Source organism: Shewanella sp. 125m-7 (assembly GCF_052977045.1).
Map to the genome: position 1 here is coordinate 35,407 of NZ_JBRILQ010000004.1, position 23,332 is coordinate 58,738.

17 protein-coding genes are annotated in these 23,332 nt (G+C 43.0%); 4 read left to right on the forward strand and 13 right to left on the reverse strand.

Features of this window, described 5'->3' with window-relative positions:
- Positions 1-5: 5 nt before the first annotated feature.
- The 9 genes from ACVBIL_RS02750 to ACVBIL_RS02790 all read right to left on the reverse strand — a co-directional run bounded on the left by ACVBIL_RS02750 (position 6) and on the right by ACVBIL_RS02790 (position 11,665).
- Positions 6-485, reverse strand: a complete 480-nt coding sequence (locus ACVBIL_RS02750) for a nitrate reductase cytochrome c-type subunit (RefSeq protein WP_447165465.1) — start codon at positions 483-485, stop codon at positions 6-8.
- Positions 486-496: 11 nt separating this feature from the next.
- Entirely contained in the window at positions 497-2,986 is a 2,490-nt protein-coding gene (gene napA / locus ACVBIL_RS02755; protein ID WP_447165585.1) for a nitrate reductase catalytic subunit NapA, read from the reverse strand.
- 2 nt (positions 2,987-2,988) lie between these two features.
- Positions 2,989-3,246, reverse strand: a complete 258-nt coding sequence (locus ACVBIL_RS02760; protein ID WP_447165466.1) for a chaperone NapD — start codon at positions 3,244-3,246, stop codon at positions 2,989-2,991.
- A 40-nt stretch (positions 3,247-3,286) separates the two neighbouring features.
- Positions 3,287-3,445, reverse strand: coding sequence for a periplasmic nitrate reductase, NapE protein (locus ACVBIL_RS02765; protein ID WP_447165467.1), 159 nt, complete (start codon positions 3,443-3,445; stop codon positions 3,287-3,289).
- 760 nt (positions 3,446-4,205) lie between these two features.
- Positions 4,206-8,087: an ATP-dependent RNA helicase HrpA gene (gene hrpA / locus ACVBIL_RS02770; RefSeq protein ID WP_447165468.1), complete on the reverse strand. Its 3,882-nt coding sequence runs from the start codon at positions 8,085-8,087 to the stop codon at positions 4,206-4,208.
- A gap of 213 nt (positions 8,088-8,300) precedes the next feature.
- Positions 8,301-8,717, reverse strand: coding sequence for a CBS domain-containing protein (locus ACVBIL_RS02775; RefSeq protein WP_447165469.1), 417 nt, complete (start codon positions 8,715-8,717; stop codon positions 8,301-8,303).
- Positions 8,718-9,215: 498 nt separating this feature from the next.
- Entirely contained in the window at positions 9,216-9,671 is a 456-nt protein-coding gene (gene gpt, locus ACVBIL_RS02780) for a xanthine phosphoribosyltransferase (RefSeq protein ID WP_447165470.1), read from the reverse strand.
- A 342-nt stretch (positions 9,672-10,013) separates the two neighbouring features.
- A complete protein-coding gene (locus ACVBIL_RS02785; protein WP_447165471.1) occupies positions 10,014-10,352 on the reverse strand; it encodes a hypothetical protein in 339 nt (112 codons plus the stop codon).
- A 290-nt stretch (positions 10,353-10,642) separates the two neighbouring features.
- Positions 10,643-11,665, reverse strand: a complete 1,023-nt coding sequence (locus tag ACVBIL_RS02790; protein ID WP_447165586.1) for an isoaspartyl peptidase/L-asparaginase family protein — start codon at positions 11,663-11,665, stop codon at positions 10,643-10,645.
- 186 nt (positions 11,666-11,851) lie between these two features.
- Between ACVBIL_RS02790 and ACVBIL_RS02795 the strand changes: the two genes are divergently transcribed.
- Both ACVBIL_RS02795 and ACVBIL_RS02800 read left to right on the forward strand, forming a co-directional pair.
- Complete coding sequence (locus ACVBIL_RS02795) at positions 11,852-13,699, forward strand: autotransporter assembly complex protein TamA (RefSeq protein ID WP_447165472.1); 1,848 nt, start codon at positions 11,852-11,854, stop codon at positions 13,697-13,699.
- Positions 13,696-17,709 (forward strand): translocation/assembly module TamB domain-containing protein, encoded by a 4,014-nt coding sequence (locus ACVBIL_RS02800; RefSeq protein WP_447165473.1) that lies wholly within the window; start codon positions 13,696-13,698, stop codon positions 17,707-17,709. The genes ACVBIL_RS02795 and ACVBIL_RS02800 overlap by 4 nt, the downstream gene beginning before the upstream one ends.
- Before the next feature lie 152 nt (positions 17,710-17,861).
- Here the strand turns inward: ACVBIL_RS02800 and fadR are convergent, their stop codons facing one another.
- The gene (gene fadR, locus ACVBIL_RS02805) at positions 17,862-18,590 is read right to left on the reverse strand and encodes a fatty acid metabolism transcriptional regulator FadR (RefSeq protein ID WP_447165474.1); all 729 of its coding nucleotides are present in this window, start codon (positions 18,588-18,590) and stop codon (positions 17,862-17,864) included.
- Positions 18,591-18,896: 306 nt separating this feature from the next.
- Between fadR and nhaB the strand changes: the two genes are divergently transcribed.
- Together nhaB and dsbB are read left to right on the forward strand one after the other, a co-directional pair.
- Positions 18,897-20,483 (forward strand): sodium/proton antiporter NhaB, encoded by a 1,587-nt coding sequence (gene nhaB / locus ACVBIL_RS02810; RefSeq protein WP_447165475.1) that lies wholly within the window; start codon positions 18,897-18,899, stop codon positions 20,481-20,483.
- A gap of 93 nt (positions 20,484-20,576) precedes the next feature.
- Complete coding sequence (dsbB, locus tag ACVBIL_RS02815; RefSeq protein WP_447165476.1) at positions 20,577-21,086, forward strand: disulfide bond formation protein DsbB; 510 nt, start codon at positions 20,577-20,579, stop codon at positions 21,084-21,086.
- 126 nt (positions 21,087-21,212) lie between these two features.
- On the opposite strand, the gene ACVBIL_RS02820 is transcribed toward dsbB, so the two are convergent.
- The 3 genes from ACVBIL_RS02820 to ACVBIL_RS02830 form a co-directional block, all read right to left on the reverse strand.
- The gene (locus ACVBIL_RS02820) at positions 21,213-21,653 is read right to left on the reverse strand and encodes a YcgN family cysteine cluster protein (protein WP_447165477.1); all 441 of its coding nucleotides are present in this window, start codon (positions 21,651-21,653) and stop codon (positions 21,213-21,215) included.
- Between the two features lie 325 nt (positions 21,654-21,978).
- Positions 21,979-22,974 (reverse strand): lytic murein transglycosylase, encoded by a 996-nt coding sequence (locus tag ACVBIL_RS02825; RefSeq protein WP_447165478.1) that lies wholly within the window; start codon positions 22,972-22,974, stop codon positions 21,979-21,981.
- A 39-nt stretch (positions 22,975-23,013) separates the two neighbouring features.
- Positions 23,014-23,295, reverse strand: coding sequence for a YcgL domain-containing protein (locus ACVBIL_RS02830; protein ID WP_447165479.1), 282 nt, complete (start codon positions 23,293-23,295; stop codon positions 23,014-23,016).
- Between the last annotated feature and the right edge of the window lie 37 nt (positions 23,296-23,332).

Genomic DNA, 23,332 nt, shown 5'->3' on the forward strand with positions numbered 1-23,332 from the left:
GACTCCTAGTGCTTAGCTTTAGTATTAACTTTCGCATCGATAAGTTCATCCATATCGACAAAATCGTTCTCTACTAATAACTTAGCATCAAGCTGTGGTACGTGGCACTGAGTACAGAAGTAACGTCTTGGAGACAATGTCGCCAGGAAGTTGTTCTCTCTGTCCATGTAGTGAGTCACGCTAACCATAGGCGCCTGTGAATCGGTAGTACGCTTACGGTCATGACAAGACATACACTTATTCACTTTTAAGTTCACCTGATAACCATCGATCTTGTGTGGGATCACAGGTGGCTGCATCGGATAGTTACGAGACTGCTTAACATCAGTATTCATGACTTTCTGCATCACTGGCGGCGTTGGTTCTACATTTAGCGGTGCTTCACGCAGCGTGGCTATTTTGTCGGCTGGAATAGACTCTGCCACAACAGCAAATGCACTCACACTCATCAAAGCAGCTACAGATACTCGTGTTAATATTTTCATTATTGTTCTCCTTATGCCTTGACGATCTTCACTGCACACTTCTTAAAGTCTGTTTGCTTTGACAAAGGATCCGTCGCATCTAAGGTCACTTTGTTAATCAACTGACTCGCATCAAACCAAGGCACAAACACAAGTCCCACTGGCGGCTTATTACGGCCACGAGTTTCAACTCGGGTGTTAATTTCTCCTCGGCGTGAAATCACTCTGACTTCATCACCACGGCGCAGGCCTCGCTTTTTGGCGTCTTCTGGGTGCATAAAGCACACTGCATCAGGGAAGGCACGGTACAACTCAGGAACGCGTTGGGTCATTGAGCCTGAGTGCCAATGCTCTAGCACACGACCTGTTGATAACCAGATATCGAACTCTTCATCTGGTGACTCTGCAGCTGGCTCATATGGCAGTGCGAAGATAACCGCTTTGCCGTCTGGTTTACCGTAGAACTCAAAACCAGAACCCGCCTTCACATACGGATCGCTTCCTTCTTTAAAGCGCCATTTAGTCTCTTTACCATCCACTACAGGCCAACGTAACCCATGTACTTCATGGTAGGTATCAAATGGTGCTAAATCATGGGCATGACCGCGGCCAAAGGTGGCATACTCTTCAAACAAGCCTTTTTGAACATAGAAGCCAAAGTCTTCTGATTCGTCATTCATGTATTTGCTGTTTCGATCTGACAGTGGGAACTTCTCAACATTGCCATTTTGGTAAAGCACTTCAAATAATGTCTTACCTTTAAACTCAGGATTAGCAGCCAGCACATCAGCAGGCCACACTTCGTCAGTGGTAAAGCGCTTAGAGAACTCCATTAGCTGCCATAGATCTGAACGAGACTCTCCTGGCGCTTTAACCATCTGATGCCAGAATTGGGTGCGACGCTCTGCGTTACCGTAGGCACCCTCTTTTTCAACCCACATAGCGGTTGGAAGAATAAGATCAGCAGCCTGCGTGGTAACGGTTGGATAAGCATCTGAAACAACAATGAAGTTTTCAGGATTACGGTAACCCGGTAAACCTTCTTCATTAATGTTCGGACCCGCCTGCATATTGTTGTTCACCTGAACCCAATAAGCATTGATATCACCATCCTTTAGACGACGGTTTTGCTCGACGGCATGATAGCCAGGTTTTGGCGGAATAATACCACTTGGAATACGCCAAATTTTTTCTGCGATGGCTCTATGCTTTGGATTTTTAACCACCATATCTGCGGGTAGGCGGTGTGAGAAGGTTCCCACTTCACGCGCTGTACCACAGGCTGATGGCTGACCAGTCAGTGAGAACGGACTGTTACCCGGAGTCGAAATCTTACCCGTTAATAGATGGATGTTATAGATAAGGTTGTTACACCAAACACCACGAGTATGCTGGTTAAAGCCCATGGTCCAGAACGAGGTCACCTTCTTATTGGGATCGGCATAAAGCTTAGCCAGCTCAATCAGTTTATGCTCAGGAACGCCAGACAGCTCACTGACTGATTTCACATCATAGTCAGCAACGAATGCCTTAAATGCATCAAAATCAATTGCAGTAGAGCTACCCGCTGTATCAACGTTCTTAGCGGCTTTCTGCAATGGATGTGATGGTCGCAGGCCATAACCAATATCGGTTTGACCTTGACGGAAGTTAACGTGCTTATTAACAAAGTCCCAGTTAACGGCATCATTTTGAATAATGTAATTGGCGATGAAATTCAGCATTGCCAAATCTGTTTGCGGCGTAAATACAATACCCAGGTCGGCTAAATCAAACGAGCGGTGCTCGAACGTCGACAATACAGCGACATCGACATGTGGTGCGCTTAAACGACGGTCTGTTACACGACTCCAAAGGATTGGGTGCATCTCAGCCATATTCGAGCCCCAAAGTACAAAGGCATCAGCTGCTTCCATATCATCATAGCAACCCATCGGCTCATCGATACCGAAGGTACGCATGAAACCACCTACAGCAGACGCCATACAGTGACGCGCATTAGGGTCGATATTGTTAGAGCCAAAGCCTGCCTTCATTAATTTTGAAGCAGCGTAGCCTTCCCATACCGTCCACTGACCAGAACCAAACATACCAATTGCGGTTGGCCCTTTCTCTTTAATGGTTTTCTTCCATTTTTCAGCCATAGTATCAAACGCAGTATCCCAAGAGACTGGTGTAAACTCACCATTCTTATCATACTTACCGTCTGTCATACGTAGCATAGGTGTTTGCAATCTATCTTTACCGTACATGATCTTAGACAGGAAGTAGCCCTTGATGCAGTTAAGGCCTTTGTTCACTTCACTTTTTGCATCGCCATGAGTTGCAACGACTTTACCGTCGCGCGTTGCCACTATCACTGAGCAACCCGTACCACAAAAACGACACGGCGCCTTGTTCCATTCTAGTTTTGTTTCTTCAGAACTGGTGATCAGATTACTCGCTGTTGCGGGTAAAGCTAAACCGGCCACACTCGCTGCAGTCAATGCAGCATTGGCCTTCATAAATTCGCGTCTGTTCATTTTCATTTTTCACCCTCTTCAAGCGCTTCACTTTGGTGATAAACCATCGCAGCCGACAACACTCCTGGCACTGCGTTAATAGTTTCGATATCTGTCATTAATGATTTCTGGCTATCGCCTTCAAGCACTACGACCAATTTCACTTCGTTATTAACTGACAGTTCGGCATTTTCCATCTCAATGATGGTTTGCCTTACTGCAGACATCTGCTCAGGTTGTACTTGGAGTACCAAGCTTGTTACGTGAAGTTCATTGCTCATCTTTATCACTCTAATTATTTATATTTTTATTTTTATGGGTTTAACCTGCACCTGGCGGGCCAGTTAGAATTTGGCTAAACCAAATTGCGAAACCCAATCCTGATACAAGCAAAATAGATAAAAGTGGGGCGAGAAATACCGTTAGAAAAATGAATATTCTAAACTCAAACTTTTTCTCTTCATTTTGTGTGGAACTCATAAATCCTCCAACAAGTGGGGCTATTTAACGTATTTTATTGCGCGCTGGTTTACGACAGAGCGGTAAACTAGTCATGTGTGATAGTAAATTGCTTACAGCTCATTTCTTTTGCAAGATGATATCAATAACTTAACATTAAATTGTATACCTACAATTCGGTAAAAGCACACCTAGGTTGATCCAGATCATCATTTGAATACATACAACGCACCAATCACCCTTCCTAAGCGCTTATGCAGATTAAAATTTAGTTTAAATCATTAATTAAGCTATACATAAGATACTAAACTTTGGCTTAAACATGGTTAAATATCACCCCAAAGAAGTTTAGCGACAACAAAATAGTCACAAAGAGGTAGGTTGCCACTTCTGGAAACGTTCAATTAACGAGCTGTTGTTATGTGAATAGAGCAAGTTTTGTGGATACGGGAAAGAATAATGAGCCATAGCGGAGAGGCATGTCGCCCGTAACAATTAACAAACACAATCTAGTTTATTTATTTAGCATGGATTTTTATTTATCGGCTCAATCAGAGGGGGGTATTTGAGTGATTATGCTGCAACAAGACTCTCAATAGATAAAAGCGACATTAGCGGGTTTAATGACAAAACTTGAACGTACTGAGAAGCTGTAAAATAGATACAAAAACGCACAGCAGATGCTGTGCGTTATTAAAGAAAGCGCCATGTTAATATAAGCGAGCAGACGCTATTTAACCCGAGTGCAGGTTATTGACATACTGTCATTGCAACCCTCTATTTACACCTGCGCGATCTGGTTCAAAATACGCTTTTCAGAGATCGGATAAGCAGTGCCAAGTACTTGGGCAAAACAAGACACGCGATACTCTTCAATCATCCATCTTGCTTCAATCAGCCCGTCAGGCACAGGCATTGATTTAGGCAACTTGACCAGCTGCGCCTTTAGTAATTCCTGCACCTTATTAACGCTAAGCATGTGCAGCCTATCTCTATTTGGGTCAACTGGCAGCTTCTCTAGACGGTTTTCAATCCCCTTTAGGTAGCGATTTAAGTCACCAAGGCGTTGCCATCCTGATTGCTCAACGAAACCTTTAAACACCAGCTGATCGAGTTGGCTTTGAATATCACTCATCGCAAAGGCAATATCTAGGCTTATCTTACCTTTTAAGCGCTTCTTAATTCGATTGTAAATCGTTAAGATCTCTTCTACTTTCAAGGCTATTTTTTCAGCAGTCGGGTTGAGTTCTTGCCTTACCCAGTCTTTTGCCTCGGTAAAAGCTATTTCTGAACGCACATCGATGCCCTTCTCATCCAATAACTGCTGCACAGCTGCCGACAAGATATCATCAATTAAGATATTCACTTGCCCAAAGGGATTGAAATACATCGCCAGTTTGGCTTTATTTGGCAGTGATTTCTGTAGATGTTTTACCGGAGATGGAATATTAAGTAACAGCAAACGCTGCAAGCCGACACGGTGCTGCTTTTGCGCTTCAAACTCGTCATCAAATAATTTGATCGATACCGATGTTTTATCGTCCACCAGCGCCGGAAACGCTTTAACTTCAAAGTTACCTTTCTTTTGTTCAAACTGTTTAGGTAGATCGCCAAAGCTCCATAGTTCAAGTCCTTTTTTCTCAATACCTGAGTCAGCAACTTGACGAATAGCCTCTACAACTTGGCCCTGCATGCTCGCTTTTAATGTCTCTAAGTCTCGCCCTTCAGTGAGTAACTTCCCCTTGTCACCTTCAATCTTAAAGTTGACTAAAAGATGTTTAGCAAACTGAGTCGAGTCAAAATCATCAGCTGAAATACGTGTACCACTCATTCGCAGCAGTTGCTTACACATAGCGTCAACAAGTGGCAACTCAAAAGGTGTCATCGCTTGTAAACACGCCTTAGCGTAGTCAGGTGCTGGCACAAAGTTACGACGAAGCACCTTAGGCAATGACTTAATCAGCGCAATACACTTTTCTTCACGCAGACCCGGTACAATCCAGTCGAAGTCCGTCTCATCGACTTGGTTAATCAACGCCACAGGAATATGCACAGAGACACCGTCATCAGGTGTTGATGGCTCAAAATGGTAACTGACTTTAAGCACTAAGTTACCTTTATGCCATTTTTCAGGAAAATCCAACGCAGAGATATGATCGCTACTGCGCTGCATTAGGGCTTCACGCTCAAAATCTAATAGATCGGGCGTGGTTTGCTTAGCCGTTTTCCACCACTTTAAGAACTTAGGTGCGTTATAGATCCCATCAGGAATTTTTGGCTCGTAGAACGCATATAAGGCTTGTTCATCCACTAAAATATCGCGGCGACGAGATTTGTGCTCTAACGACTCAATATCCAGTAATAGCTTCTGATTCTTGATGAAAAACGCTTCGTTAGTGCGTAATTCGCCATCGGCAAGCGCAGAGCGCACAAATATTTCGCGCGCTTCAACGGGCTCTACTGGGCCATACTGCACTTTGCGACGGTTTACAATCTGCAGTCCATAAAGCACTTGGTTTTCAAGCGCAACAACCGATCCTTGTTTGGCCTCAAAATGCGGCTCAACATAATTCTTTTTAACCAAATGCACCGCTAATGGCTCAATCCACTCTGGTTGAATTTTGGCGCAGCAACGAGCGAATAAACGCGAGGTTTCAGTCATCTCCGCTGCCATGATCCATTTGGGGCCTTTTTTGGCTAATGGCGAGCCAGGAAATACAAAGAACTTACGGTTACGGGCACCTAGGTATTCATTGTCTTTATCTTTAAAACCAATATGGCTCAGTAAACCCGTCAGCAATGAGCGATGCAGTGCTTCGTAGTCTAGCTCTTCAGTCGGTGCATTTAGCTTCCATTTAAGCTCATGGGTCGCTTGCCTTAACTGGGTGTACAAGTCTTGCCATTCACGCACCCGCAGGTAGGCTAAAAACTCGCCTTTACATTGCTTTCTAAATTGGCTGCTAGAGAGCTCTTTCTGATTAAGTTTTAAGTAATCCCAAAGGTTTAGCCAGGAGACAAAATCTGAGTCGGTATCACTAAATCGATTATGAGCTTGATCGGCAGCTTGCTTCTTGTCCATAGGACGTTCACGCGGATCTTGAATCGATAATCCCGCGGTGATCACCAAGGCTTCATGTAAACAACCGTTTTGCTGCGCTTCTATCACCATACGTGCCAGACGCGGATCCACCGGAATATGCGCGAGCTGACGCCCGAGCGGTGTTAAACTTAACTGCCCTTTCATTTGCACGACTGCTTGTAACTCTTCGAGTAACATAAAGCCGTCGCGAATATAACGTGAATCTGGTGGCTGAATAAAAGGGAAGCCCTCAATATCACCGAGGCCAATCGCCAACATCTTTAAAATCACCGAGGCTAAGTTAGTACGTAGGATCTCAGGATCAGTAAAACCTGGACGCGAGATAAAATCATCTTCGCTATACAACCTAATACATATACCCGGTGCAACACGGCCACAACGGCCTTGACGCTGATTGGCACTGGCTTGCGAAATAGGCTCAATGGGCAGGCGCTGTACCTTAGTACGGTAGCTATAACGGCTAATACGTGCAGTACCAGGGTCAATCACATAACGAATACCCGGTACCGTTAACGATGTCTCGGCCACGTTGGTGGCCAGTACGATGCGGCGTCCGACATGGCTTTTAAATACTTTTGACTGCTCGCCATAAGACAGGCGTGCGTATAACGGCAAGATCTCTGTATCTCGATATTGACGGCGGTTTAGCTGCTCGGCGACATCGCGAATTTCACGCTCACCATTCATAAAGATCAAGATATCACCGAGACCTTCATTGATAAGCTCGTCGGTTGCCGCAAAAATACCTTCGATAAGATCAAGATCCTCATCTTGGTCTTGCACCAGTGGCCGATAACGAGTTTCAACAGGATAGGTACGGCCAGAGACTTCAATCACGGGCGCATTGTTAAAGTGCTTAGAGAAACGATCAACATCGATAGTTGCCGAGGTGATAATGACTTTAAGATCGGGGCGCTTACTCAGTACGTTTTTCAAATAGCCGAGGATGAAATCGATATTCAGACTACGTTCGTGAGCTTCATCGATGATAATGGCGTCATATTGATTCAGATATTTATCATTGGTCAGCTCGGCGAGCAAAATACCGTCTGTCATTAACTTAATATAAGAATCGTTATTGATAGCATCGGCAAAACGCACTTTAAAACCCACCGCCTCACCAAGAGGTGTATTCATCTCTTCAGCAATACGAGTTGCAACACTACGCGCTGCCAATCGGCGTGGCTGAGTATGACCAATAAGACCACGAGTACCTAAGCCTAATTCTAAGCAAATTTTAGGCAGCTGAGTGGTTTTACCTGAGCCAGTTTCGCCCGCAACAATCACCACTTGATTGTTCGCTATCGCCGTGGCAATTTCGTCACGTTTCTGCGATACAGGCAAGCTATCTGGATAGCTAATTTTTGGACGATTAGCTAAACGTAGCTCTACTTTTTGCCGAGACTCAAGCGCTCGCTTTTCAAGACTTTCTAAGCTGGCCGTTTTTTTGTCAGAGTCAGGCTCTTTTCTAAGCCTAAACAGACGACGCCTAATTTGGGCGGCGTCAGCTTCATAACAGAGTTTTAAGAATGCGTTAGATAAAGGATGCTGTTGCGAACTCAAGGGCAAATTCCATAGCCAAGACGAAAGAAAGTGATCCTAGCAAGGAACGCTGTGGGTTGGTATAGCTGACTTAAAAATACTTTGTTAGCCTGTGGTTATTGGCTTAAAAGTGCAGCTTAAATAGGCATGTAATCGAGTCATTAAGCGTATAAATAGCGTGAATGCTCTTTTACACTCTTGAATTTATCTAAAGTATGATTCCAACAAGAGCCTTTAGGCTGGCGCGAGATAACATTGCTGCATATAAGTATTAATCGCTTCGAGCACATTGGTTCGATTAATGGTACCCACCACTTTGCCCTCTGCGACGACAGGATACACCTTAGGTTTGGGGCCTAACATTTGCTCAGCCAGTTGCAACACGCTGGTACTTGGCGTCACCGATAAAACATCGGTTCGCATACAGTCTTTGACGATTGCGGTTAAATCACAGTGGTAACTACTTTTAAGCATCACGGCTAGACAATCTTGCTGCGATAGAAACCCCACCAGCTTGCCGTCACTCTCAACCACAGGTGCACCGAGTTTCTTATTGTTTAGTAATAGCTCAACCGCAGTCGCCAGCGACATGGAAGGCGATAACAACACAGGTTGACGATCCATATGCTCTTCTACATTTATTGAATCCATTTCGTTCCCCTATTTAATGATACCTTTTTAGTTTAGCTAAGATTTGGCAACTCTGGATGTGACTATTGGCATTAGGGAAAGTATGGCAATCTGATATGTACTAACACAGGCAACAATAACAGCGAAAATGAGAGACTTTTGTGACTGTCAAATTAAGGAACCGCATAAAGCTATACTGCCAAGACTAGCGTGACGTTTTAACTTTACTGCTATGCTAAGGGCTAGATATGGCCTGTGAGAACAATTCACCGACTCATCCTTGCTACAGATCTAACTCTAGAACTGATATTTACAATTAAAGGTATCACTGCAACGAGTCTAGGCTTGTTCAACACTTGGGATAAGTACCGAGAAAATTATAAGTTTTATCACTTTCCCTACCTAAGATATAACGCCGTGCACAACCACCGGAGGTAAATAGCGCATTAATCACATTTTACCCATAAAAAAACCGAACAGTGGTAACTATTCGGTTTTATCGTCAGCCTAATTAGGCGATTACTTACAAAGTGGCTCTCTAAAGCTCACACCTGTATCCCATGGCTGCTCAATCCAGGTATCTTGCGCGATATCGACAATATAATCGTCAACTAGCGGCTTGCCCACTGGTTTTGCGCAAACAGTGACAAATTTTGCTTTAGGATAGATTTCGCGTACGATTTTAGCGGTTGTTCCGCTATCAACCAAATCATCAATAACGATAAAGCCTTCACCGTCTCCTGGTGCTTGCTTGATGATGTTAGTTTCTCTTTGGTGGTCGTGATCGTAGCTTGAAATGCAGATAGTATCGACATGACGAAGACCCAATTCACGCGCTAAAATGGCTGCTGGTACTAATCCGCCGCGGCTAACCGCGATAATGCCTTTCCACTGCTCGGCAGGTAGCAGACGTTCGGCCAATTCACGGGTATAACCTTGCATTTGATCCCAAGTGATCAGAAATTTTTTGCTCATGTGCAACCTTTTTATGCGAGTACGCTTTTTTGAGGGGAAGAGATTGCGCGGCATTTTGGCTTTTTATTCATAGTCATACAAATAAATATTAGTGAGCTATTTCACAGATTTGGATTAACACTCGATTGAACGTGTGCCATACACTCGCACTGAGCGCTAAGCGTTAAATTCTCGGTTTGTTTTTATGAAAAAATGTGCAAGTTATGTTTATATTCAACTAAATCGACTAAATCGACAAAACTTAGATACAGGTGAACCAATTAATAGAAAGTCGTTTGACTCAGAATGCTTTCATTCAAACTCCCTAAGCGATGACAGCCGAGGCTCATACAAGCTACTTAATTAATCAATCAGGTTCTGCACTTTTAATTGCTGGTACTTTTCCAACACGCCATTACGGGCTAGACCGCGTTTAACATTGGTGCACAATTTGCCAAAGCGGCGGATGTCATCAAATTGTGGGGTGTTACCCTTGGCTATTGCACTTTCCCAGTAACTGAGTTCACCATCGACCAATTCTAATAGCTTCTTTGGACAACCAACACAGCTACCATCAGGCCCGCATACAAAGGTGTCGGACTCATATAAAGGCAACTCTTGTTTAACTTGTTCAATAATTTGCAGCATTGCCGTGACTCTATCTGGCTTTTTGTCACTATTATTGAGAGGGTGATTCATCATGATGGTGTGCTTTTTGGCTTGGCTTAAACGTATTATATAGCTTTATTTACCTTTGCATTAGTAAATAATAATTTAACTTAGTCGGATGTCGCGGTTAGAAAACATAAGTTGGAAAACATAAGTTAGAAAACATAAGTTAGAAAACATAAGTTAGGAAATATAAACTAGAGAGTAGTTGCCAACAAAAAAAGCCTTAACCGAAAGCGTTAAGACTATTTCGACTCACAACTTCTACTCACAACTCTCCTGACATGGGCTGCCACGTACTATTTATCTAACTTACTTAGCGATTATAGATCAGACCAAATCATGACTTGTGCTGGCTCACTATTTTTACGCGTTGCGCGGTACATACCTTCGGTATTAAACGGCGTGGCAATATTGCCGCGCTGATCTATTGCAATAACGCCACCGGTGCCACCCGCAGTGATAAGGCGCTGATTAATCACCTCATCTGCAGCCTGAATTATTGATTTCTTTTGGTATTTAACTTTAGCGCAGATATCTCCTGCAACATGATAACGAATAAAGAACTCACCGTGACCAGTTGCTGATACCGCGCACACACCGTTTTCGGCATACGTTCCGGCGCCTATCACAGGAGAATCACCAATACGGCCAAAGCGTTTGGCCGTCATACCGCCGGTAGATGTGCCGGCGGCAAGATTACCGTGTTGATCTAGGGCGACGGCACCTACAGTGCCAAACTTATAGTCAAATTCACTATAATCAAGGGCACTTTGTTGATAGTTGTGCCCAGAACTAAAACCTGTGCTTGCTTGATAATCTGGATTTGACTCTGCCTTTCGAATTTTATCTTTGGCACTTTGCAGTTGTTGATAGCGGCTCTCTGTATCAAAGTGATTAGCCGGCACCAATGTAAAACCTTGGGTTAAGGCGAACTCTTCAGCGCCTTGACCCGCAAGCATCACATGGGGAGACTTTTCCATAACCGTTACGGCCAAGTCGATAGGGTTTTTAATATGTTTAACCCCTGCCACCGCGCCAGCATTCATGGTTTTGCCGTCCATAATGGAGGCGTCCATTTCATGACCGCCATCATAAGTGTACACAGCCCCAAGTCCAGCATTGAATAATGGGCTATTTTCGAGAATATTAATTGAGACTCGCACAGCGACTAAACTGTCGCCACCTTTAGCTAAAACATCATATCCAGCATCAACGGCTTGTTTTAATTTCGCGCGATACGCCTGTTGCTGTTCAGCCGTTAAATTTGCCTTTGAAATAGTGCCTGCTCCGCCATGGATAGCAATGGAAAAAGGCTTATCATTGGCAACGACATTTACTGACACCCCTGATGATAAAACAATCAATAGCGCTGAACTTAAGGTCTTATAATTCACAAACGGTATCCTATTATATTTATTTGCTCTCTTTGTAACTATTTTCGGCCATAATTACAATCAGCAACTTGCTTGCGTTCACGATTGTAGTGACAATAGGCTGTCTAAATTAAACTAATAATAAGAGTCTGATTTTTGTTGATAAGTTTGTTTCGAGTAACCTTCTCATTTTTGCTATTTGCCAGTCTAATATTGGCAACTTTTTCTGTTCGAGCAAATGACTGGCTAACACTTAACATAAAAGGGGTTAAAGGGAGCCTTGAGCGTAACGTAACAGCTCACCTTGGCACCCTCCCCGACTCTAGCGTTCAGCGCCGCGCGTTTATTTTTAATGCCGAGGATAATATCAATGCTGCAATGCACTCCATGGGCTATTACCACAGTAAAATTTCTCAGAACGTCATCAATAATGACAAAAAAGCTTGGGTGCTAAATGTTGATATTAATGCCGGACCTCCGACATTAATCAGTTGGATAGACATTCAAGTTAAAGGTGAAATGCGCAGTGACCCCATTTTTGAAAAATGGTTGAGCCAACTAAAAATTCGACCCGGAGATAAACTCAATCAGGGTACTTACGACGATATCAAATCGCAATTACTGACACTCGCTCTTGCTAGAGGGTATTTTGATGGTAAATTTGATTTAGCTCAAATCGCCGTCAATCGCGATTTTAACACCGCTAAAATCTCACTGTATTATGATTCTGGTAAGCGATACCACATAGGTAAAGTTAGTTTTACAGGCTCTACCTTAGAGCCACAAATTTTAGAACAGTTGATCCCATTTAAACTTGATGCACCGTACAGCACCGCGAACCTTGGCCAATTGAACCGACAACTTCTAGATACTGGCTATTTTTCGAATATCAAGGTGCTACCTCTAGTTGATGAGGTCAAAGGGTTACAAGTGCCGGTACGCGTTGATCTCAGTTCACGACCTTATCACTCTATCGAATTAGGCCTAGGTGCTGACATCGGTAATACAGTCGATAACAACCTTGAACCACGCGTACGTGTTACTTGGCGTACCCCACAAATTAATAAATATGGCCACTCACAGGAAACCACTGCCGAGTGGGCACCGGATAAACCAAAGTTTTTGACCACTTATACTATCCCCCTTACCCATCCAATCGACGATCAGTTAAAGATCCGTGTCGGCATACTGCGGGATAAGTACGGTGTCACTCAGGTTTACGACCCAGACGAACGTCAATTTAATAATACCGGTCAACTTGAAGCCACCAAAACAGTATTAGCGGTGATTAGGCATCAGCGACTTGAAAGTCGATGGCTGTTTAATTACTCAGCTGAAGTCATGAGTGAGAACTATACCCAGTCAGGCGTTGACTACGATCCAAGATATGTGTTGTTTGGCACTAGCTTCTCTAAAACGGTTCGAGGTGATAATTCTCTCGATCCAAAATCAGGTTTTTTCCAATTCTACAGTCTCGAATATGCTGATCCTAATTTAGGTTCAGAGGTGAGACTTGCACGCTTACAGACCAAGTTCATCTGGATAGATACCTTTTTTGAAAAGCACCGAATCGTTTCCCGCTTAGATATGGCTGCCAACTTAACCAGTAACAATTCACTGGCAGAGATCCCGCCTTCATTACGTTACTTTGCAGGTGGAGACCAAAGTATTCGTGGTTATAGTTACAATGAGCTGGGTCCTTATATTGACAGTGTTAATGCCGAAGGAGAAGTTGTCAGGGAGGTTGTTGGTGGGCGTTACTTGATGGTCGGCAGCTTGGAATATCAATACTATTTAACGCCACATTGGCGCGTTGCAACATTTGTCGATGCCGGTAATGCTTTTGACGTTAACCAAGTTGAACTTGTGACTTCAGTCGGTGCTGGTATTCATTGGATCTCACCTATCGGCCCCGTTAAACTCGATATCGGTATCGGTTTGAAAGAGACCGATACGATTAGTCGTCCTTGGCGAATTCATATCACTATGGGCTCAGTTTTATGACAACTCCCACCCATCAACAGACTGAAGCGATATTACCCGAACATTCTGCAGTGAAGAGACTCACTTGGCAAAACAGAATATGGCGTTGGTTTAAACGAATAAGTCGCGTCATTATTTATACGCCACTGCTTATACTAGTGTGCGTCGCAATGTTAATTGGTACACAATTTGGCGGTCATATTACTGTAAAGCTAGCTGATTTCTTTGTGCCTGATCTGGAGCTGGATTACAAGTCAGGTCAAATTAACCGCCAACTTGAACTTAATTATGCAGCCTGGCAGATGAACGGGGTAAAAGTTGAGATATCAGATCTTGTGCTTGCTTGGAATCCTGTTTGCTTAATGCAAAAACAACTTTGCGTAGAGCAGTTAACTAGCTCAAAAGTCAATGTTGAAATTGACACTGCACTTATTGGCGAAGATTACCCAACACAAGACCAGACTCCCCCCGCGTTTCACAATGAGCAGAGTAAAGGTCCATCCGCTGCTAAGTCAGATGCCATTAGCCCCACCGAAAATATTAATGACGTTGATACTCATACGATTGATAGTCATACAACTGAAAGTCTGGAGAGTAAAGAACCGACAAACCAAGAGATCACTCTGCCATTTGGAATTACTTTAATTACGGGAGAACTGCAAAACGTCACAGTGCGTGTTAACGACATGGATTTTAACGCTAACCAGCTCAATTTAAGTGCCGAGTGGCTTTCAACGGGGATCCGTGCAAGCTCTATCTATTCAGAAGGATTACTGGTATCGATTCCTTTCGAAGAGTCAGACAAGCAGCAAGCAACCCCCTCAGTTAAAGCACCTGATAGTGACAATAAGAGTAAAGCGACAAGTGCCGACTGGGCAATGGCAAACCTGCCTGAAGTGTTTATGCCTATACCGGTATTTGTTGAAACTTTACATATCGACAATGGTGACTTAGTACTTGGGCCACGTAAAGATCACTTTAGCAGTTTGCACTTAAGTGGCAGCTACCAACAGTTTTTGATCAATATTGATGACTTTAAGGCTAGCCACACATACGGTGATGTGAGGTTAGTAGGCAAAATGTCACTTATTGACGATTATCCAATGGATATTCAATCCTCTATAAAACTTCTTCACGTTACTGAATTACCCGGACTTGAAAAGCAAAACTTGGACATTACAGTCAAACAAGGCTTCAAAGCGCTTAAAAGTCACATCGTGGGCACAGGTCAATTTAGCTTTGATATTGACTCAAGGATAGAACTCGCTAAGCCAAATATTCCTTACCAGTTAAACTTGAATGCTAAACAGTTGCAATGGCCACTGAAAGAAGCTGAGTTTAGTGCCACTAATATTAAGCTCACCAGTAAAGGTGATTTAGACACTCAAAATGCAACTCTGCAAAGCTTGTTAAGCTCAAAATACCAACCGCCACTTGATATAAACCTAGTCCTCAAGCACGTAAACAATCGTATTGATTTTGAAAAACTTCACGCTTATAACGACACGCTTGGCTCTCTTGTCCTCCAAGGTCAATTTGAATATGGTGAGCAATTAAGTTGGAGTGCCAAAGTTGCTGCGCAAAACCTTGATATTAGCCTCTTAAAAGTGACTGAAAGCCAAGTATTACCTAACAGTGACATAACAGGTCCTTTTAACACTAGCGGCAAATTCAATCTAGCCGACAACTCTTGGTCTATCGATGTTGAAAAGGCTAATCTTAGCGGTCATGTGATGCATTATCCTCTGAATGTTAATGGTGGAGTAGCCATTAACAATAAATGGCATTTAAGCTCCGACGGTCTCAACGCTAGCGCTTTACAAAGCCGATTATTTATCCAAGGAGAAGTTGATAAGCACTGGGCATTAACTGGGAAGCTTAATGTTCCCGATTTAAGCTTATGGCAAGCTGACGCTAAAGGAGCCATAAACGCAGATATTAATGTAACTGGTGAAAATGACCATCCAGATATTGCGGTCTCATTAAATGCTAACGATCTACAGTTTCTAGCGCTAGAGCTTACAAACCTGTCTCTTGCTGGCCATTACAAGCCGTTCGATAATCAAGGCTTTAAAGCAGCGCTCAATTTACAAGAATTTAGCTACCAAGACCTTAACCTGTCCAGTATCGCAGTAAACACTGAAGGTGATTTAGTTCAACAGTCACTCACTCTTAAGTCTGAGGGCGATCTTAACCTCACAACAGATATGAGTAGTCAGTACGATGAGCACAAGCAAGATATAACGGCCCAGGTTAATCGGCTTACACTCGCTTCTAAGCTCGGTGATATTAGTCTTGAAGCGCCTATGAGTGCTGAATATAGTTTGCATAATAAAACAGGTAACCTCGCTCCTTTTTGTTTGTCGCATATTGGTGGCAAATTATGCGCCAATACACCCATTCAGCTGGGCTTAAATGGTCAAGCGGCTCTCGAGTTTGTGGGTGATCTTGGGATATTAGTCAAACCTTGGTTACCAGATAGCCTCGACTGGAAAGGCCCTGCAACCTTAACCTCGCATTTAAAATGGTTCGAAGATAAAAAGCCTACTGGCGATGTTGAATTAAATCTATCGCAAGGCCATATAGACTTTAAAGCGACGAATAATAGTGATGTCGCTATTGGGTATAAGTCGCTTTTGCTACGAAGTCGTTTAGATGAAAAACAACTTGTTAGCTCGTTATCTCTCGAATCCCACGACATTGCAAGCATGGATGCTAATCTAGCCATTAATGTCAGTCCCGATAGAAAAATGCAGGGACAGCTTTCGCTACAACAAATCAACCTACAGGCTTTAGCTGAATTACTGCCAGAGCTTGAAGTCCTAGAAGGAAAGATCTCGAGTAAGCTGCAAATTGGCGGAAGCTTGAGTGAACCACAAGTATCAGGTGAAATCGCACTCAATAACGGTTCCATCATGGCTACGGCAAACCCGACATTATTAGAAGATATCGATCTAGATTTTATATTTTCAGGCAAACAAGCAAAAATCGATGGCGAGCTCAAAATGGGCAAGGGAAAGGCCTATGTCGACGGCGAGCTAGATTGGGCGCAGCAAATACTAAAAGGCTCGTTCGGTATCAAGGGGAAAGACTTAGCCGTGATCCAGCCGCCGCTTGCTATTTTAAATGTAGCAACAGACTTAAAAGTTAAGTTCACCGATCACTCTTTGAATATTAGTGGTGATATTAACGTACCATCAGGGCGTATTACCATTGTACAACTACCAGAGGGTGGTGTTGCCCTTTCTAAAGATGTCGTCTTTACCGACAGCCAAGCCTCCGAGCAAGTAAAAGTGTCACCTATTGCCGTATCAGCCCAAGTCAACTTGAACGTCGGTAATAATCTGCGCGTTGATGGCATGGGATTGACGGGTAAATTACAAGGTCAATTAGAGTTACAACAAGAGCCTTTTAAGCCTCCTTTACTATTTGGCGAAATAAAGGTTGTCGACGGTAACTACAAATTTATGGGGCAAACTCTTGAAATACGAGCAGGCGAAATGCAGTTTGTCGGCCCTATTGACGTGCCAAACCTCAATATTGAAGCCGTGCGAGACATAAAAGATGAAGATGTTATTGCTGGTGTACGGATAACCGGTACCCCTATGAAACCCATTGTTAATCTGTTCTCAAATCCAGCCAAAGAACAGGCCGAGATCCTCAATTATATTGTCAGAGGCACTGGGCTAAGTAATAACAGTATTGATCAAAATAGTGGCTTGATGATGGGGGCTGCACTTTCATTGAGCAGCCAGATTGATGGCGGTGCTATTGGTAATATAGGTAATACTGCCGCCGGTATTATTGAGAAGATTGGTTTCTCAAATGTACAGCTCGATGCCAATGATGATGGCCGCTTCGCTATCAGTGGCTTTATAGGCGATAAACTCATGGTCAAATATGGTGTGGGCGTTTTTAACCCAGGTTACGAGATGACTGTCCGATACTACCTATTATCGCAACTGTACCTAGAAAGCGTATCAGGCTCCATTGAACAGTCTTTAGACCTCTATTACCGCTTTGACCTGTAGCTAGCACTTTATATCAAGTACTACTCTAGTTAGCTAACGCAGTACTTATAAAAACGACACGGTAACATTGCTTTGGTATAACTTTGAGTGTGAAAACACAGAAAACAAAAAGCCATCTTTACGATGGCTTATTAGTTAATTTGACTGTTCCCTTAACGCCTATAGGTATCAGAGTGACCGAGCTCTACTGGCATATCATCACGTAAACTCTGCCACATAACGCCACTATTAATTCCATAAGTACGCATTAACGCAGGTACGTCGGTGTAGTTTTTATCGATAGCAAGTTGCTGTAACTGCTTATAAAAATCCATTGCCAATGCACGTGCTTCAGCACTTGAAAAGTAGTAGCGTCCCACTCTGCTATATAAGCCTTTAAATCCATTTAAGATCAAAACATAAAGTGGATTACCTGACGAGAATGCTAAAGTGTGTTGTAACTCGTAATCAAATTCGGCATAAGCTTGAGCGGTATCTTCGAGCTCATTGATATTAGCGAGTGCGGCAACTGCTTTCTCGGGGCCATTACGAATAGCACCTCTAAAATAGATGGCGCTGACACTGCTTCTTGCCGATAACAACTGATCGACTAACTCAGGAAAACCATCTGGGTTAAGTTCCGCAATCGTCTCAAGAATGTTTAATCCTGAGGTTTCCCAAAAATTATTTACTCTGGTTGGTTTGCCGTGCTGAATAGTAAGCCATCCGTCTCGTGCTAGACGCTGTAATACCTCGCGCAATGTCGTACGAGTGACACCAATCAGTTCTGAAAGCTCACGTTCAGCAGGCAGAATAGAGCCGGGAGGGAACTTATTTTCCCAAATGGATCGTACAATATATTTCTCTGCAAAACTTGCAGGACCTTTCGCATTGATGATCATTAGCCTACTCTATCCGATTATTAGTGTTGTTCTAATACTGATCATACCAGAGCGGTAGGAAATGAAAACTAAAAGAGGGCTATTACACGACGACTAACTGTAGAAAGCTGTCGGGAAGCTCAAATTTTGCGCTAACAGTGCAGTTTAAGTGATATTTTTTTGATATAGATAGCTGTTTCGTCATTATGGGCTGTTTAAGTTTTCGAAAAGGTTTTATCTTTAGCATCGGCTTAATTATAGCTGGTAGCAAATTAGTTAAAAGTTTTGCTATTAGCAACAATATAGAAATAATATAGAGAGGATTCCATGCCTGTGACAATGAGTCGGGCGTTTCTTGACAACTTCCTAGGTAATTCACCTAAGTGGTTCAAAATCGCGATCATATCTTTTTTGGTGATCAACCCAATTGTATTTTACTTTAATCCATTCGTAGCGGGCTGGTTGTTAGTTGTTGAGTTTATCTTCACCTTAGCAATGGCACTAAAGTGCTACCCACTACAACCTGGTGGCTTATTAGCGATTGAAGCCGTATTTATCGGCATGACTTCGCCGAGCCAAGTGCTACATGAAATTGAAGCAAACCTAGAAGTTGTTCTACTGTTGGTCTTTATGGTCGCCGGTATTTACTTCATGAAGCAGTTGCTGCTTTTTGTCTTCACCAAGATGATCACTAAAGTACGTTCAAAAGTCTACGTGTCTTTATTGTTCTGCATCTCTTCGGCATTCTTATCTGCGTTCTTAGATGCATTAACCGTTATCGCAGTTATCATTACTGTGGCCGTCGGTTTTTACTCTATTTACCACAAAGTTGCATCGGGTAAAACCTTTGGCGACAGCCATGACCACACCTCTGATGGTTATCCGCAGCTATGTGATGAAGAATTAGAGTCTTTCCGTGGTTTCTTACGTAACCTTCTAATGCATGCTGGTGTTGGTACTGCATTAGGTGGTGTTTGCACCATGGTTGGTGAACCGCAAAACCTAATTATTGCAGCGCAAGCAAACTGGCAGTTCGCTGAATTTGCTATTCGTATGTCACCAGTGACTGTGCCTGTATTCTTTGCTGGTATCACTACCTGTTTTCTGGTTGAGAAATTCAAGGTATTTGGTTACGGTCAAGAACTACCTGATGCAGTACATAAGATTTTATCAGACTACGATGCACATGAAGATGCAAACCGTACCAAACATGATAAAATGAAACTGCTTGTTCAAGCGTTTATCGGCGTATGGTTAATTGCGGGTCTTGCTCTGCATTTAGCGTCAGTAGGCTTAATTGGTCTATCAGTCATCATTCTTGCAACTGCATTTAACGGTATTACTAACGAGCACGCACTGGGTAAGGCTTTTGAAGAAGCACTACCGTTTACTGCACTATTAGCGGTATTCTTTGCTATCGTTGCGGTAATTATCGATCAGCAGCTATTTGCACCCGTTATTCAATGGGCACTAAGCTACGAAGGTAATACTCAGTTAGTGATTTTCTACATCGCAAACGGTCTGCTTTCAATGGTCAGTGATAACGTATTCGTTGGTACGGTTTACATTAACGAAGTTAAAGCTGCGTTACTTAGTGGCCAGATCACTCGTGATCAATTCGACCTACTTGCTGTTGCAATTAACACAGGTACTAACCTACCTTCAGTTGCAACGCCTAACGGCCAAGCAGCGTTCCTATTCTTGCTAACTTCTGCAATTGCTCCACTCATCCGTCTTTCTTACGGCAGAATGGTGTGGATGGCACTACCTTACACGATTGTATTATCTATCGTTGGTGTGCTTGCAATCCAGTTAGGTGCGCTTGAACAGATGACTCAGTATTTTTATGATACACAAACTTTAATCCATCACTCTGCTCAAGCAGCTGCTGATGGTGTAGTATCATCGCATTGATAATGCCTTAGCTGAACTATTTTTAAAATAGTTAGACATATAAACGCCCTATTCAATAGGGCGTTTTTTTTATTTGCAATGGAGACACTGTCGTTGAATGCACTAATACGTTTTTCTCACTCTAGAGCCGCTTGGCTAATCCTGATGCTCTCTGCGGTCGCGCTTGAACTAGCTGCACTGTTTTTCCAACACATCATGAAGCTAGATCCCTGTGTCATGTGTATTTACCAGCGCCTTGCAGTATTTGGATTAGTCTTTGCTGGCTTAATCGGTGTAGCGGCTCATCGCTCAGTCATAGCGCGTGCATTGGGGCTTCTGTTATGGGGAGTAAGTGCTGGCTGGGGGCTAAAACTTGCCATTGAGTTAGTCGATATGCAGACCAACCCCTCTCCTTTTGCAACGTGTTCCTATTTACCTGAATTTCCAAGTTGGATGCAACTACATGAGTGGCTACCATCAATATTTATGCCTACTGGCATGTGTACTGACATTCCATGGGAGTTAATGGGCGTAACTATGGGGCAATGGATGATTGTGGCATTTAGCGGCTACCTGCTCGCCTTAGCTATTTTCTTCATTCCAGCCTTGAAGAAAACGCTTTAATACCAATTGGTATCATACATTAAGTAACGGATATAAAAACGCCCTAGAAAGTAGGGCATTTTTATTTGTTCGCAATCTTAACTTTCAGCACTCATATTTATTAGCGCTTGTTTAGCTTCACTTAAGCTATTCGATATCTTTCATTGGCCACAGCACAATGTGATCTTCAATATCTCTAATCTTAGTTTCACAAATCACCTTACCCGCAACCGACATTCCAGCTAAAATCATCGCTTCTTTAGAGCCTGTTTTTAGCGGATGCCAAGTCGGTAACTCTCGGCCCATAAACAAGCGACGATATGCACAACTATCTGGAAGCCAAGTTAACGACTCTATATTGTCGACGGTGACTTTAGTGCACGATGGCACAAAGCTAAAACGTTGCTCATAGTTTTGGCAATGACCCGCTTTATTATCGAGTAACTGGCAAGCGGCATTCGTGTAATAAAGTTGCTCAGTTTCATCGTCAATTAGTTTGTTTAGGCAACACTTACCACAACCATCACATAATGACTCCCACTCTTGGGTGCTCATCTGTGCTAAGGTTTTTTCATTCCAAAACGCCATGCTTAAATCATTCACTCATCTAGACTAGTTAGCCGACTATTATACAACGCCCTCGCCCTTATTCGCACTAGCCCATTACCCTACTTATGCCTTTATGACGCAGTTATTGATGAAATATGTGATTCTAACAGGCACTGATGGTAGGTATTTTTAGAGACGTGGGCTTAACGATAACGGTGCCAACCTCGCACCTACCGTGGCAGTGGCAGTGGTAATGAGTGTCTATCCAATACAAAAATAGCGACGAAGCTGTCGCTATTTATCACTTATTAACCCAACGGCTCATACAACGACAAGCAGAACTAGGCAAACAGCTCGTCCTGGCTTATATCACTGCAGGGTATTTAATTCTCTCAGAAAGATAAGCGACTGTAATGGCGAAGTAATCAGAGTTGTTCCAACTCAGTAAACCACGATAGTTATCATAAACCAGATACTTACGCCCTATTGCCCCATCAGGCATCACAAGTGAAATCTGCATGTCATCGCGTTTCGGTAAATCACTACCATCAAAACGTCTCACTCCAAGCTCTTGCCATTGATTAAAACTTTTCTTTATTTTTAAGTCTGCAAGGCTGACTTCAAATGACTTAGGCAGCTGAACTTGTCGTCCCCAAGTTTCTGACTCTTTCCAGCCCGCTTGCTGTAGGTAATATGCCAACGATGCAAATGCATCACTGGTGTTATTCCATATATCTTTATTACCATCGCCATCACCATCTTGCGCATAAACAAGGTACGAGCTAGGCATAAACTGCGTTTTGCCCATCGCACCCGTCCATGAACTTTTCAGCTCAGAAAATGCAATACCGTCACGCTGTGCAATTTTTAATGCGGCAAAAAATTCTTTCCGATAAAAGGCTTCTCTTTGTCCTTCATAGCCTAACGATGCCGTTACCGATAAAACAGGGAACTCCCCGGTTGATTGACCGAAGTTCGACTCTACGCCCCACAGCGCAATGATAAAGCGCGGCTGCACACCATAGCGCTTACCTATTTTCTCAAGTTCAGGATAGTGTTGTTTATATAAAGCACGCGCCGTATCGACGGTCGATTGCGGCACAGCTTTGGGGAGGTAGGTTTCTAACGTAACATGGGCTTCTGTCTGGTTTTTCTCAGCAGCCATCGCTTTTTTAAACATTTTAATTTTTGGGAAAACATCATCAATCGTTTGTTGACTGATACCTTTATCGACCGCCTCTTGTTTAAGCGATTCGACGTAATCACTGAAACGACCTTTCGGGTCACTTTCTGCTATGGCGACGATAGGCGACAAGCTCAAACAGCAAGCCAGTACTAAAACATGTTTTCCAAAAACCATAAAACCCCTTTTGATACACCTCTAATGACATTAACCCATTTAATCAGGATTAAAACCAATGTCTTTTTTATGTTGTTCTAGTAAATTAACAACAGGAGGCGGTAACTGTAAATAAAATCCTTTTTCTTTCAGTTCAGATCTCACTTTTTTTATATCTGCAAAACCTAAATGATCACGCTTTTGGATTGGTAGCATCATCACTAACTGTGGTTCGCCAAACATGGCCATTAATGCTTCAGGAACACGTTCAAAATCATTACGTCTTTCAACGAAAAGGTAACTTTCTGCCTTTATACGGCTTTTATACACTGCACAGATCATATACGACTCAATTTCCAAACTATTCAACTTGCCAGCT

Excerpts from the sequence above, each read along its gene's own strand:
- ACVBIL_RS02750 (WP_447165465.1), bottom strand. The coding sequence starts at position 485 with ATGAAAATATTAACACGAGTATCTGTAGCTGCTTTGATGAGTGTGAGT.
- napA (WP_447165585.1), bottom strand. The coding sequence starts at position 2,986 with ATGAACAGACGCGAATTTATGAAGGCCAATGCTGCATTGACTGCAGCG.
- ACVBIL_RS02760 (WP_447165466.1), bottom strand. The coding sequence starts at position 3,246 with ATGAGCAATGAACTTCACGTAACAAGCTTGGTACTCCAAGTACAACCT.
- ACVBIL_RS02765 (WP_447165467.1), bottom strand. The coding sequence starts at position 3,445 with ATGAGTTCCACACAAAATGAAGAGAAAAAGTTTGAGTTTAGAATATTC.
- ACVBIL_RS02775 (WP_447165469.1), bottom strand. The coding sequence starts at position 8,717 with ATGGATTCAATAAATGTAGAAGAGCATATGGATCGTCAACCTGTGTTG.
- gpt (WP_447165470.1), bottom strand. The coding sequence starts at position 9,671 with ATGAGCAAAAAATTTCTGATCACTTGGGATCAAATGCAAGGTTATACC.
- ACVBIL_RS02785 (WP_447165471.1), bottom strand. The coding sequence starts at position 10,352 with ATGATGAATCACCCTCTCAATAATAGTGACAAAAAGCCAGATAGAGTC.
- ACVBIL_RS02800 (WP_447165473.1), top strand. The coding sequence starts at position 13,696 with ATGACAACTCCCACCCATCAACAGACTGAAGCGATATTACCCGAACAT.
- fadR (WP_447165474.1), bottom strand. The coding sequence starts at position 18,590 with ATGATCATCAATGCGAAAGGTCCTGCAAGTTTTGCAGAGAAATATATT.
- nhaB (WP_447165475.1), top strand. The coding sequence starts at position 18,897 with ATGCCTGTGACAATGAGTCGGGCGTTTCTTGACAACTTCCTAGGTAAT.
- ACVBIL_RS02820 (WP_447165477.1), bottom strand. The coding sequence starts at position 21,653 with ATGGCGTTTTGGAATGAAAAAACCTTAGCACAGATGAGCACCCAAGAG.
- ACVBIL_RS02825 (WP_447165478.1), bottom strand. The coding sequence starts at position 22,974 with ATGGTTTTTGGAAAACATGTTTTAGTACTGGCTTGCTGTTTGAGCTTG.
- ACVBIL_RS02830 (WP_447165479.1), bottom strand. The coding sequence starts at position 23,295 with ATGATCTGTGCAGTGTATAAAAGCCGTATAAAGGCAGAAAGTTACCTT.